The 12,701-nt window shown below is 59.8% G+C and carries 10 protein-coding genes; 1 reads left to right on the forward strand and 9 read right to left on the reverse strand.

What is annotated here, in order from left to right:
* Nucleotides 1-11: 11 nt before the first annotated feature.
* The 7 genes from ACYJRZ_RS00995 to ACYJRZ_RS01025 form a co-directional block, all read right to left on the reverse strand.
* On the reverse strand, nt 12-3,347 hold the full coding sequence (locus tag ACYJRZ_RS00995) for an efflux RND transporter permease subunit (protein ID WP_459455217.1): 3,336 nt from the start codon (nt 3,345-3,347) through the stop codon (nt 12-14).
* 14 nt (nt 3,348-3,361) lie between these two features.
* On the reverse strand, nt 3,362-4,552 hold the full coding sequence (locus ACYJRZ_RS01000; protein WP_459455219.1) for an efflux RND transporter periplasmic adaptor subunit: 1,191 nt from the start codon (nt 4,550-4,552) through the stop codon (nt 3,362-3,364).
* A gap of 391 nt (nt 4,553-4,943) precedes the next feature.
* On the reverse strand, nt 4,944-5,912 hold the full coding sequence (locus ACYJRZ_RS01005) for an ABC transporter substrate-binding protein (protein WP_459455221.1): 969 nt from the start codon (nt 5,910-5,912) through the stop codon (nt 4,944-4,946).
* Between the two features lie 55 nt (nt 5,913-5,967).
* Nucleotides 5,968-7,101, reverse strand: a complete 1,134-nt coding sequence (locus tag ACYJRZ_RS01010; protein WP_459455223.1) for an ABC transporter permease — start codon at nt 7,099-7,101, stop codon at nt 5,968-5,970.
* On the reverse strand, nt 7,098-7,985 hold the full coding sequence (locus ACYJRZ_RS01015) for an ABC transporter permease (protein WP_459455225.1): 888 nt from the start codon (nt 7,983-7,985) through the stop codon (nt 7,098-7,100). The genes ACYJRZ_RS01010 and ACYJRZ_RS01015 overlap by 4 nt, the downstream gene beginning before the upstream one ends.
* A 2-nt stretch (nt 7,986-7,987) precedes the next feature.
* A complete protein-coding gene (locus ACYJRZ_RS01020; RefSeq protein ID WP_459455227.1) occupies nt 7,988-8,323 on the reverse strand; it encodes a hypothetical protein in 336 nt (111 codons plus the stop codon).
* 9 nt (nt 8,324-8,332) lie between these two features.
* Complete coding sequence (locus ACYJRZ_RS01025) at nt 8,333-9,124, reverse strand: ABC transporter ATP-binding protein (RefSeq protein WP_459455229.1); 792 nt, start codon at nt 9,122-9,124, stop codon at nt 8,333-8,335.
* A 124-nt stretch (nt 9,125-9,248) separates the two neighbouring features.
* On the opposite strand from ACYJRZ_RS01025, the gene ACYJRZ_RS01030 reads away from it, so the two are divergent.
* On the forward strand, nt 9,249-9,662 hold the full coding sequence (locus tag ACYJRZ_RS01030; RefSeq protein ID WP_459455231.1) for a cupin domain-containing protein: 414 nt from the start codon (nt 9,249-9,251) through the stop codon (nt 9,660-9,662).
* A gap of 135 nt (nt 9,663-9,797) precedes the next feature.
* On the opposite strand, the gene hydA is transcribed toward ACYJRZ_RS01030, so the two are convergent.
* Nucleotides 9,798-11,252, reverse strand: coding sequence for a dihydropyrimidinase (gene hydA / locus ACYJRZ_RS01035; RefSeq protein ID WP_459455233.1), 1,455 nt, complete (start codon nt 11,250-11,252; stop codon nt 9,798-9,800).
* Nucleotides 11,253-11,300: 48 nt separating this feature from the next.
* Nucleotides 11,301-12,554 carry a Zn-dependent hydrolase gene (locus tag ACYJRZ_RS01040; protein WP_459455235.1) on the reverse strand — a complete coding sequence of 418 codons (1,254 nt, stop codon included), beginning with the start codon at nt 12,552-12,554 and terminating at the stop codon, nt 11,301-11,303.
* Nucleotides 12,555-12,701 lie beyond the last annotated feature (147 nt).

A 12,701-nucleotide genomic window follows, 5' to 3' on the forward strand; every position in this document is an offset into this window, starting at 1 on the left:
GCGAGATTGTTTTATTCTGCCGCAAAGGGCGGCAGCTTTAGGACGTTCGTGCCCACGGACCGGTTTCTTCCATCCTTGTTTTCGATGGCCTCCAGCCGCTCTTCCAGATTGGTGAGCGACTGGCGGTTTTCGTTGACGGCCACGGCCAGACCTTCCTTGGTCACGACTTCGTCGTCCGCATCCTTCTTGCCGACAAGCCTGCCGAAGAGGTAGCCGAGCAGGCGGGAAAGGTCGTCCATAATGAGGAAGAAGGACGGCACGACCACCAGGCTGAGCACCGTCGAGACTATGATGCCGCCGATCACCGCAATCGCCATCGGTGCGCGGAAGGAGCCGCCTTCGCCGACGCCGAGAGCGGATGGCAACATGCCGGCCGACATGGCGATCGACGTCATGATGATCGGGCGGGCACGCTTGCGGCCGGCTTCGACGACCGCTTCCAGCCGCGGCATGCCCTGGTGCATCATCTCGATGGCAAAATCGACGAGCAGGATGGCGTTCTTCGTCACGATACCCATCAGCATCAGAATGCCGATCATGACGGGCATGGACAGCGCATTGCCTGTCATGATCAAGGCCAGCGCCACGCCGCCGATCGCTAGGGGCAGCGAGAGCAGAATGGTGAAGGGCTGGATCACATCCTTGAACAGCAGGATCAGCACGGTCAGAACAAGCATGAGGCCGAGAAGCATGGCATTGCCGAAGCTCTGCTGCATTTCCTTCTGGACCTTGGTATCGCCGCTTTCCGCCAGATGCACGGTTGCCGGGATCTTGGCGTTGTTGACGATATTGAGGAAGTGTTCCGATGCCGTATCCAGCGCCACGCCCTGCGGCAGGTCAGCACCGATCGCGACGACGCGGAAACGGTTGTTGCGCTTGATGGAGGAGAGGCCTTCCGAATAATCGATGTCTGCCACACTCGACAGCGGCACGGTGGTCGCCTGTCCGGTGGTGCCCATCGATGTCTTGATGCGCAACGCACGGATCGCTGCGAGATCCCGGCGCATGCCGAGCGAGGCCTGAACGCGGATCGGGATCTGGCGATCATCGAGCGAGATCTTCGCAAGCGACGCGTCGATATCGCCAATGGTGGCTACGCGGACCGTATCCGAAATCATCTGTGGCGTGATACCGAGGCGTGCCGCCTCGTCCTTGCGCGGAAATATCTGCAGCTCGGGCCGAGGCAGGGCGCCGTCGGCGCTGACATTGGCGAGCGCCGGATCGGTACGCAGCTTGGCTTCCAGAATGCCGACCGCCTGATTGAGATCCTTCTCATTGCGCGAGAGGAAGTTGTAGGTCAGGTCGCGATCACCACGATCGTTCAGCTTGGTGATGCGAACGTCGGGGATCGATCGGAGCTTGGCAAATACTTCCTTTTCGATGTCCCATTGCGGGCGTACGCGCCCATGGACGGTGACTTTCGGCAGATGGGGGCCGACGACCGGGATCGAGCCCAGTACATCGTTCACCAGCTTCTTGATCAGCGACTGGTCGAGCTTGCCCAGCGTCAGAGTCACGGTTGCGCGGCGCAGTTCCAGATCGCCCTTCGGCGAGGCACCACCGAGTACGAAGACGCTTTCAACGCCATCTATGCCCTTGACGCGGCGATAAATCTCGTTAGTTGCCTGCTCGGTATCATCGAGCCGTGCGTTCGGCGGCAGTTCTGCCGACAAAACGATGCGCGAGGCGTCTTCCGGCGGGATGAAGCTGCCGGGGACAAACATGATGAGGGCGAAAACAGAAGCGATCGAGAAGGCGAAGGCGGCAAGCAGCGTCGGATAACGCGTGTACCACTCCTTTGTCGTCAGCCGTACCAGCCAGCTGTAGCCGCGCATGAAGCGACCGTCATTGTCATGATGGTCATCGACGCCATCTTCGGCGCGCATCAGATAGGCGGCCATCATCGGCGTTATCAGACGCGCCACCAGCAGCGAGAAGAATACCGAGAAGGCGACGGTCAGGCCGAACTGGATGAAGTATTGGCCCGGTATACCCGGCATGAAGGAGACGGGCACGAAGACCGCGATGATGGTGAAGGTCGTCGCGATCACGGCCAGACCGATTTCGTCCGCGGCGTCAATGGCGGCGCGATAGGGCGTCTTGCCCATCTTGATGTGGCGGGCAATGTTCTCGATCTCGACGATGGCGTCATCAACGAGGATGCCGGTGGCCAGCGTCAGCGCCAGGAAGCTGACGAGGTTCAGCGAGAAGCCGATCTGGTTCATGATCCAGAATGTCGGGATAGCAGAGAGTGGCAGAGCGATCGCAGATATCAGTGTCGCGCGCCAATTGCGCAAGAACAGGAAAACGACGATGACCGCCAGTATGGCGCCCTCGATGAGCGTGTGCATCGCAGATTCGTAGTTGCCATAGGTGTAGTAGACGGCGTCGTCGATCATCTCGATCGACACGTTCGGGTTTTCAGCGCGGACCTTGCCGAGCGTGTCGGCCACCAGCTGCGCCACGGTCACTTCGCTGGCTCCCTTAGCGCGGAATACGCCGAAGGTGACAACGGGCGCGCTGTTGAATCGCGAGAAGGATTTCGGCTCTTGATAGGTATCCTTGATCGCACCGAGATCAGAGAGTTTGACGAAGCGGCCATTGGTCAGCGCGATCGTCGTATCGGCGAGCTGCGCGACATTGCGGGCATCGCCAAGTACGCGGATTGCCTGCTCGCTGCCGGCCACCTGGCCTCGGCCGGAGCCGAGGTCGATGTTTGTGCTGCGTAGCTGCTGGCTCACCGATAGCGCTGTTATGCCATAGGCGTTCAGCTTGTTCGGGTCGAGCTCGATGCGCACTTCGCGATCGGCGCCGCCGTAGCGGTCAACACGGCCGATGCCCGCCTTGCCCTGCAGGGCGCGCTTGACCGTATCGTCCACGAACCATGACAGCTCTTCCAGCGACATGTTCGGCGAGGAAACGGCAAAACTCTGGATAGCCTGGCCAACGACATCGACCTTGGAGACGATCGGCTCGTCGATGGTGGAAGGCAGGTTGCCGCGGATACGGTCGATGGCGTCCTTTGTATCCTGAACCGCTTGCGCGGTTGGCACTTCCAGGCGGAAGACCACAACGGTCTGCGATTGGCCATCCGTGACGGTCGACTGTATCTCGTCGATGTCGTTGATGCTGGCGACGGCATCTTCGATCTCCTTCGTCACCTGCATTTCGAGCTCGGCCGGCGAGGCGCCGCTCTGCGTCACGGTGACGTTGACAACAGGCACGTCGATGTTCGGGAAGCGGGTGATGGGCAGATTGAAGAAGGCGTGGGCACCCACCACCATCAGCAGGAAGAAGCCGAGGAGTGGGGCGACCGGATTTCGGATGGACCAGGCGGAGAAATTCATCTTGCCGTTCTCGCTCAGTTGGAGGCTTGCGACGCGTCACGGACGGGCGTGATGTGGTCGCCGTCGCGAACATAAGCACCGGCCTTGGCGACGACGTCATCACCCGCTTTCAGGCCCTTGACGATCTCGACATAGCCACCGTCCTGAATGCCGGTTTCGACGGCCACGAATTTGACCACGCCGTTTTCGACCTTACGGACTGAAGAGCCGTTTTCCTCGCTGTTGACTGCCGTCAATGGCAGGGCAACGCCGTCTTCCTGGCGAATGATGATCTCGGCGCTGCCATACATGCCGGCGCGCGCCTTCTCACCATCGTCGATCGTGATATGCACCGCACCGAGGCGGGTGACGGCATCGACGATCGGGGCGACGAGGCGCACGGTTCCGGCAAGCTTTTCGCGGCTGCCGGAAAGCGCAATGAACGCCTTCTGGCCGATCTTGATCTTGGTAATATCACTCTCGGACACATCGACCACCAGTTCGAGCTGGCTGTCGCGGATGATGGTGAAGAGCGGATCGCCATTGCCGTTTGCAATAGCCCCGACACGGGCATTGCGCGATGCGACGGTGCCTGCCACCGGGGTCTTGATGCCGGTGCGGGCCAGTTTCAGATCCGTATCGGCGATCTGGCTATCCGTGACCTTGAGATCGGCCTCGGCAACGGCGATGGCCTGTTCGGCGGAAACCACGCGTGCCTTGTTGGCGGCAGCCGAAGCATTGGCCTGTTCCACCGAGGAGGTCGACATGGTGCCCTTGGCGCCCATGGCGACGGCGCGCACGCGCTGCAATTCGGCCTCTTCGGCATTGGCGCGGGCTTCGGTGAGCTGTGCGTGCAATTGCGCCAGACTTGCCTCGCCCTTCGCCCGCGTCGCCTGCATCTGGCTCTTCTGCAAAATCAGCGCGTCGTCGTTCAGCGTGGCTAGCGTGCTGTTCGCCGTCACCTTATCACCGACATCTGCGTTGAGGGAACGGATCGAGAGGCCATCCACCTGCGGCTGGATGTAGACCTCTTCGACGGCCTTCACCGTGCCGGTCGCGACGACCTTGTCGGTCAGGTGGCGCATTGCGGTTGTGGTGATGACGATTGCGGGCAGGTTCTGCTTCGGCGCGGTAACGGCAGCCTGCTCTGCCAGGGCGGCAGGAGCGGCCAGCAGGGAAAGTAGAATGGCAGTCGTGCTCAGAAGTCTAAACGGCGTGAAGGCCATGCGTCTGGTTCCAGTTCGGCATTGGTCAAAAGGGATTTCGCTGTCTTCCGTCGCGAACACGGGGAGCACTGCATGCGAGCCGGCTTCCGCCGGCAGATCAATATCCGTCCTTCATGCCTGCAGGTCCCTCATCCTAAAATCGCCCCTGTAGATGGGAGCGGTTTTCGATTCTCGCAAGATCACGAGAAAATGATTTCGCGGGTATTTCTATCGTTTGCAACCATCCGAAGCAATCACGGCATTGTGATGTCGGCATTCGAATAATTGATAGCCGAAGGCTTTTCCGCCAAGTTTTACCGGAAAGCCAGCCTTTTGTTGTTGCTGTTACAAAATGAAAAAAACGCGCGGGGCCGAAACCCCGCGCGTTTTAATCTCCGTAAGTACTCCGAGCCTATTTCAGAGCGGCATCCGTTATTTCGTGCGTAAAGGCGCCGGCCGGCTTCTTGTTGATGATCTTTTGGTCCAGCAGGGCTTCGACCGTACGATCATAGGTCTTCATGTCGAGCTTGCCATTGCCGATCAGCTTGGCGACTTCGCCCGCCATACGCTTTTGGTGGTTTTCATCCTGGCCGCCATTGTCCATGACCATTTCGGCGGCTTCGTCCGGATGCTCGACGGCATATTTCCAGCCCTTCATCGACGCGCGGACGAATTTCACCATATCGGCCTTGAACTTTGCATCCTTCAGCTTGTCTTCCTTGACGTAGAGACCGTCTTCCAGAAGGTCGTTGCCGAGCTTGGTGTAGTTAAAGACGGTCAGATCTTCGGCCTTGAAGCCGGCGTCGATCGCCTGCCAGTACTCGTTATAGGTCATGACGGAGATGCAGTCGGCCTGCTTCTGGACGAGAGGCTGCACGTCGAAGCTCTGCTTGAGAACGTTGACGCCATCCTTGCCGCCGTCGGTCTTTAGGCCGAGTTTGTGCATCCAGGCGAAGAAGGGATATTCGTTGCCGTAGAACCAAACGCCGAGGGTGTGTCCCTTGAAATCCTTCTCCGTCTTGACCGGGCCGTCCTTCGGGCAGATCAGCTCCAGACCGGATTTTTCGAAGGGTTGTGCGATATTGATGAGCGGCACGCCCTTTTCGCGGGCAACCAGGGCGCCGCCCATCCAGTCGACGATGACATCGGCGCCGCCGCCGGCGATCACCTGCTCTGGAGCGATATCGGGCCCGCCCGCCTTGATATCGACATCGAGGCCTTCGTCCTTATAGAAGCCCTTGTCCTTGGCAACGAAGTAGCCGCCGAACTGTGCCTGGGCGACCCATTTCAGCTGCAGCGTCAATTTATCCGCCGCCATCGCGCCCTGGGTGGCTGCAAGCGTCATGGCACTTGCCATCAATGCAAACATTATTTTTTTCATGTCTTCACCCTTTCCCTCTGAAGTTATGCCTCGATCCCTTGGAAGGGATCCTGGATTACGTCTGTCCACCACGGATAGACGGATGCCAGAACGTCACCATTCGTTCGATGATGGCGACGATACCGTAAAAGACCGAGCCGGCGATCGCGGCAATTGCGATTTCCGCCCAGACCATATCGAGGTTCAACCGCCCATTTTCGGTTGAAATGCGAAAGCCCATGCCGGACATGGGCGTGCCGAAAAACTCGGCCACGATGGCACCAATCAGAGCCAGGGTCGAGTTGATCTTCAGCGCGTTGAAAATAAAAGGCGCGGCAGCTGGCAAGCGCAGCTTGAAGAGCGTCTGCCAGTAGCTCGATGCGTAAGTGCGCATCAAATCGCGTTCCATATTGCCGGCGGCGGCAAGGCCTGTCACCGTATTCACCAGCATCGGAAAGAAGGTCATGACCACGACCACGGCTGCCTTGGACTGCCAGTCGAAGCCGAACCACATGACCATGATCGGTGCGATGCCGATGATCGGGAGGGCCGAGACCAGGTTGCCGATCGGCAGCAGACCGCGGCGCAGGAAGGCAAAGCGGTCTGCGAGAATGGCGACGACGAAGCCGCTGGCGCAGCCGATGATGTAGCCTATCAGGACCGATCGGAAGATGGTCTGCTGAACATCGATCCAAAGCGTCGAGACGGAACCGGCAATGCGTGCGCCGATTGCGCTTGGCGGTGGCAAGAGAATGAATGGGATGCCGGCGCCGCGCGTCACCGCCTCCCAGACAATGATGATCCAAGCGCCGAAAATCGCAGGGATCAGCAATCGCAGCGTATAGCTGCCAGCAGACGAATGCACGGGAATGCCAGAGAGAATGGCGACGCAACGCCACGCCATTAGCCAAGCTGCGGCAAGTAGAATGAAAAACGCTGCTTCCGCATTGCCTTCGTTGCCCGATAGTCCGGCGAGCAGCAGCCATGCGGCGGCGTGCGCGGCAAAGAGGAGGACCGCGGCACCAAACTCCGCCGACAAATTCGTCAATGAAATAGCGGCTGCACCGGCGATGAGAATGAAAATGACGAAGGTCGTGCCGCTACTGACGGGGGCTGCGGTATCGGCTGAAAACAGCGGCAGTGTCGCGATCGCTGCAAGACAAAGCAGCAATGCGAGGGTGCATTGCCAGGAGAGATGGAAGGTTTTCATGCTGGCCGGCCTCCCATGGCACGATCGACGATCCGCGCAACAATGCTGACCATGGCGATCAACACGGCGGCAAGGATGGAGCCGGCAACGAGTGCCGCCCATATATCGATCGTCAAGCTCTGGTAGGAGCCGGCGAGCAACTTCGCTCCGACGCCTGCAACCGCGCCTGTCGGCAGCTCGCCGACGATCGTTCCGGTCAGGCTGGCCGCGATCGCAACTTTCATCGAGGTGAAGAGGAATGGGACGGACGCGGGGACGCGCAACTTCCAGAAAGTCTGCATGGCGCTGGCATTATAGGTGCGCATCAGATCGAGATGCATGACCTCAGGCGAACGCAATCCCTTCACCATGCCGACGGCGACGGGAAAGAAGGACAGGTAGGTCGAGACCAGTGCCTTTGGGATAAGGCCGGTCACACCGATCGAGCCCAATACGACGACGACCATGGGCGCGATGGCAAGGATCGGGATCGTCTGTGACGCGATGATCCACGGCATGAGGCTGCGATCGAGGGCGACGACATGGACGATGCCGACCGCGATCAGAATACCGAGGATCGTGCCGAACGCAAAGCCGACAGCCGTGGAGGACAGGGTCACCCAGGCATTGTAAACGAGGCTTCGATTGCTGGTCAGGGCGCGAAGAAAGGTGTTTTCGAAGACGTTCTGCGCCACCTGATGCGGGGCCGGCAGGATTGGCTTTGGCTGGGCGAGGGTCTTGACGATGAATTCCATCGTCGTTGGCGTAACGTTGCCGCGCCGGTCCAGATCGCGCTGGAACGGTGCATTGAGAGCGATGGCGAAGATATACCAGAGTAGGATGATCGCTAGGACGATCGTCGTGACCGGCAGGAACTTGTGCTTGAAGAATCGTTCCTTTTCCATGCTTATGCCCTTCCTTGCGCGGGAAGCAGCATGAGGATCATGGCGATTATGCCAAGACCCACGCCGGCAAGCTGCTGCAGGCTCAGCCGTTCGCCGAAGACGATGAAGGCGATGACATTGACGACGACGAGCTGGGCGATGGAAGAGGCCGAGATCGCCAAGCCAAGCCCGCCCTCGCGCATTAGCCGCACCATCATCAGATTGCCGACGCAATAGAGCGCCAGCGACAGGATAAGCACCAACATGTTGTTATTGGCGATATAGGCGCGCGAGGCGGTTGCACCGCTGATGAAGATCGCCATCGCGCCGACGAGCCAAAGAAGGAATTGCGGGTTCATGGCTTGATCCTATTCCTCGTAGCTATGTCCGGCCCGCAAGCCTTCCCGGACACGGTGGGCAATTTCCAGGAATTCCGGCGTTTCGCGGATGTCGAGCGGCCGTTCTGCCGGAAGCGTCGACTCTATGACATCGGTGACGCGGCCCGGGCGCGGCGACATGACGACGATCTTCGTCGAGAGATAGACAGCTTCCGGAATGGAGTGTGTGACGAAGCAAATGGTCTTGTTCGTCTGCTTCCATAGCTTCAGAAGCTGTTCATTCAAATGATCGCGGACGATTTCGTCCAGCGCGCCGAAGGGTTCATCCATCAGCAGCAGATCGGCATCGAAGGCCAGTGCACGGGCGATCGAAGCACGCTGCTGCATGCCACCGGAGAGCTGCCAGGGAAATTTATGTTCGAAGCCTTTGAGGTTCACCAGTTCCAGCGTTCGGGTGATACGCTTAGCCTGCTCCCGCTTGTCATAGCCCATGATCTCAAGCGGTAAGGCGATGTTCTTCTCGATCGTACGCCAGGGGTAGAGGGCTGCGGCCTGGAAGACATAGCCATAAGCACGGGCCTTGCGGGCATCTTCCGGCGACATGCCGTTGACGCTGATATCGCCTGATGTCTTTCGCTCGAGATCGGCAATCACCCGCAGGAAAGTGGTTTTACCGCAGCCGGACGGGCCGATGAAGGAGACGAAATCGCCCTTGCGAACATCGAGATCGACATTGCTCAGCGCATGCACCGGCCCGTCATTCGTATTGTAGGTGAGACAGAGATTCCGCGCGGATACGACGGAGGAAGCGGATGACGTCATTAACAGCTACCAGTCCTGTTTTCGCCGCATGTTTGAGGCGGATTGCGTGTTATCCTGTTTGGCATTGCTGCAGTCCGGATAGGCGAGAAGGCCAAGCGGCTGCTGGATAGAGGGGAGCAATGCCATGAGTGTCTCATCGAAGCCTACCTGCCATATCGTGAGGCCCGGCAGCACCTATGCCGGAAAACAGGGCTTCAGCTATTTCGAAGGGATTGCCGCCGAGACAGTGGGTTCGACGGGGATTTGCATGCATCTTTTGACCATCCCGCCAGGTGCCCGCGCCAAGGCGCATCTTCACGCCTCGCATGAGACGGCGATCTACGCGATTTCCGGCGAGACGCATTGCTGGTTTGGCGATCGGCTGGAAGAGCATGTCATCGTGCGCGAGGGCGAGATGTTCTATATTCCGGCAGGCGTTCCGCATCTTCCCGCCAATCTCGGCGACCGGCCGGCGACAGCGGTCATCGCCCGCACCGACCCGAACGAGCAGGAAAGCGTCATCCTGCTGCCGGACCTGGAGCGGTATGTGCCGTGCTAGGGTCTTCTCGCTTTTCTTCGAATCGCGAGAATGCTCCATCTCCCTGTTTTTACGCAATTCCGGACGGAAAACCGTTACGCACTTTTCCTGGAATTGCTCTAGGCGGCCGATGAGCCGAAGTGCTGTGCCCAAGCGTCATACCCCGCTTGCGGGGATGCCGCTGCGCTGCACCTTGCGCGGTGCGGTGATTTCTTTCCAGGTGGAAAGCGCACGGTTGACGGCGGTGAAGGGATCGCGCCTGACAAACTCGCCGTGGCCTTCTCGGGTCTTGACCGCACCTTCCTCGATGGCGACGACGCCGCGCGTCAGCGTATAGCGCGGCAGGCCGGTGACTTCCTTGCCTTCGAAGACGTTGTAGTCGATCGCCGATTGCTGGGTCTTGGCGGTGATGGTTTTCGAGCGCTTAGGGTCCCACACGACGATGTCGGCATCGGCGCCCACGAGGATCGCGCCCTTCTTCGGATAGACGTTGAGGATCTTGGCGATGTTGGTGGACGTGACGGCGACAAACTCGTTCATCGTCAGCCGGCCGGTGTTGACGCCGTAGGTCCAGAGCATGGGCATACGATCCTCAAGCCCGCCGGTACCGTTAGGGATCTTCGTGAAGTCGTTGAGGCCAAAGCGTTTCTGCTCGGTTGTAAAGGCGCAATGGTCGGTCGCGACCACCTGCAGCGAGCCGGAGGAGAGGCCGGCCCAGAGGCTGTCTTGGTGCTGTTTGTTGCGGAAGGGCGGCGACATGACGCGGCGGGCGGCGTGGTCCCAGTCCGGATTGGCGTATTCGCTTTCGTCGAGCGTCAGATGCTGGATCAGCGGCTCGCCATAGACGCGCATGCCTTTCTGACGCGCGCGGCGGATGGCTTCATGCGCCTGTTCGCAGGAGGTGTGGACGATGTAGACGGGCGAACCGGCCATGTCGGCGATCATGATGGCCCGGTTCGTTGCCTCGCCCTCGACTTCCGCCGGGCGGGAATAGGCATGCGCTTCCGGGCCGTTATTGCCTTCGGCCAGCAGCTTTGCCTGCATCTGCGCCACAACATCGCCGTTCTCGGCATGAACGAGCGGCAGAGCGCCGAGCTCGGCGCAGCGCTGGAAGGACGAAAACATCTCGTCGTCATCCACCATCAGCGCGCCCTTATAGGCCATGAAGTGCTTGAAGGTGTTGATGCCCTTATCGCGGACGATGGCTTCCATCTCGTTGAAGACCTGTTCGCCCCACCAGGTAATCGCCATGTGGAAGGAATAGTCACAGGTCGCGCGGGTAGACTTGTTGTCCCACATAGTCAGCGCCTCGAGTAGCGACTGGCCGGGTGAGGGGAGCGCAAAATCCACCACCATCGTCGTGCCGCCGGCAAGGGCCGCGCGGGTGCCGCTCTCGAAATCGTCGGAGGAATAGGTGCCCATGAACGGCATTTCGAGATGCGTGTGCGGATCGATGCCGCCGGGCATGACATAACAGCCGGACGCATCCAGCACTTCGCTGCCGGAGAGGTTCTGCCCGATTTCGACGATCTTGCCGCCTTCGATCTTCACATCCGCCTTATAGGTCAGGTCGGCCGTGACAATGGTTCCACCCTTGATGACTGTGCTCATGGTGCATGCTCCAGATGTGTTAGGTTCCGATGCCGGGAGCTGTGGCCGTCAAGCCACAATCTCCGCCGTCTCGACGACTGCGTGGAACAGCACATCCGCGCCGGCGGCCGCCCATTCCTTGGAGATTTCTTCGGCCTCGTTGTGGGAGAGGCCGCCGACGCAGGGGCACATGACCATGGTGGCGGGGGCGACCTTGGCAGCCCAGCAGGCATCGTGACCTGCCCCGGAGATGATGTTCATGTGGCTGTAGCCGAGTTTTTCAGCGGCGTTGCGCACTGACGTGACGAGCTTGGGATCGAAAGTCACTGGTTCGAAATGCCCGATGGCTTCGACCGAGCAGCCCACACCGAGGGCATCGGCGATCTTCTTGCCTTCGGTTTCGATCTTGGTGCGCATACGATCGAGCTTTTCCTTGTCTGGCGTGCGGATGTCGACGGTGAAAACCACCTTGCCGGGCAGGACGTTGCGCGAATTCGGCGAGAAGAAAACCTGGCCGACACCGCCGACGGCGCCCGGCTGGTTTTCCATGGCGACGCTCTGCACCATCTCAATGATCCGCGACATGGCCAAGCCGGCATTGACACGCATGGCCATCGGCGTCGAGCCGGTATGCGCTTCCTTGCCGGTCAGCGTGAATTCCAGCCACCAAAGGCCCTGACAGTGCGTGACGACGCCGATTGTCTTGTTCTCGGCCTCCAGGATCGGGCCCTGTTCGATATGATATTCGAAGTAGGCATGCATCCTGCGAGCACCGACCTCTTCGTCGCCGAGCCAGCCGATGCGCTTCAGCTCCTCGCCATAAGTCTTGCCGTCCGGATCCTTGCGGCCATAGGCATAATCAAGTGTGTGCACGCCGGCAAAGACGCCGGAGGCGAGCATGGCAGGTGCGAAGCGCGCGCCTTCCTCGTTGGCCCAATTGGTGACGACGATCGGGTGTTTGGTCTTGATGCCGAGGTCGTTCATTGTACGGACGACTTCGAGCGCTGCGAGCACACCGAGGACGCCGTCATACTTGCCGCCGGTCGGTTGGGTATCGAGATGCGAGCCGACATAGACGGGCAGCGCATCCGGATCGGTGCCGGCGCGGGTCGCGAACATCGTGCCCATCTTGTCGACGCCGACGGTCATGCCGGCGTTGTCGCACCAGGTCTTGAAAAGGCTGCGTCCTTCGGCGTCGGCATCGGTCAGCGTTTGGCGATTGTTGCCGCCGGCAATGCCGGGGCCGATCTTCGCCATGTCCATCAGCGTATCCCAAAGGCGCTCGCCATTGATACGCATGTTTTCTCCTGGCGCTGCCACCATGATGCAATCCTCACCTGTTTGTCCTGGGGCATGCAAGGCGCATACCCAAAATTGTTCCCGTTGGTCTTATTTCAAATTCCGGAGCGCCGTCTTGTTTTTCTTGCCCGGAAAATCGCCAGTTGCCTTTAAGAAGCATCTGGCGGATAA

This window comes from Rhizobium sp. No.120 (genome assembly GCF_054558365.1).

What these genes read in the sequence shown, in the direction of transcription:
- ACYJRZ_RS01015 (WP_459455225.1), bottom strand. Translation starts at nt 7,985, where the DNA reads ATGGAAAAGGAACGATTCTTCAAGCACAAGTTCCTGCCGGTCACGACG.
- ACYJRZ_RS01000 (WP_459455219.1), bottom strand. Translation starts at nt 4,552, where the DNA reads ATGGCCTTCACGCCGTTTAGACTTCTGAGCACGACTGCCATTCTACTT.
- hydA (WP_459455233.1), bottom strand. Translation starts at nt 11,252, where the DNA reads ATGAGCACAGTCATCAAGGGTGGAACCATTGTCACGGCCGACCTGACC.
- ACYJRZ_RS01030 (WP_459455231.1), top strand. Translation starts at nt 9,249, where the DNA reads ATGAGTGTCTCATCGAAGCCTACCTGCCATATCGTGAGGCCCGGCAGC.
- ACYJRZ_RS01025 (WP_459455229.1), bottom strand. Translation starts at nt 9,124, where the DNA reads ATGACGTCATCCGCTTCCTCCGTCGTATCCGCGCGGAATCTCTGTCTC.
- ACYJRZ_RS01040 (WP_459455235.1), bottom strand. Translation starts at nt 12,554, where the DNA reads ATGGTGGCAGCGCCAGGAGAAAACATGCGTATCAATGGCGAGCGCCTT.
- ACYJRZ_RS01010 (WP_459455223.1), bottom strand. Translation starts at nt 7,101, where the DNA reads ATGAAAACCTTCCATCTCTCCTGGCAATGCACCCTCGCATTGCTGCTT.
- ACYJRZ_RS01020 (WP_459455227.1), bottom strand. Translation starts at nt 8,323, where the DNA reads ATGAACCCGCAATTCCTTCTTTGGCTCGTCGGCGCGATGGCGATCTTC.
- ACYJRZ_RS01005 (WP_459455221.1), bottom strand. Translation starts at nt 5,912, where the DNA reads ATGAAAAAAATAATGTTTGCATTGATGGCAAGTGCCATGACGCTTGCA.
- ACYJRZ_RS00995 (WP_459455217.1), bottom strand. Translation starts at nt 3,347, where the DNA reads ATGAATTTCTCCGCCTGGTCCATCCGAAATCCGGTCGCCCCACTCCTC.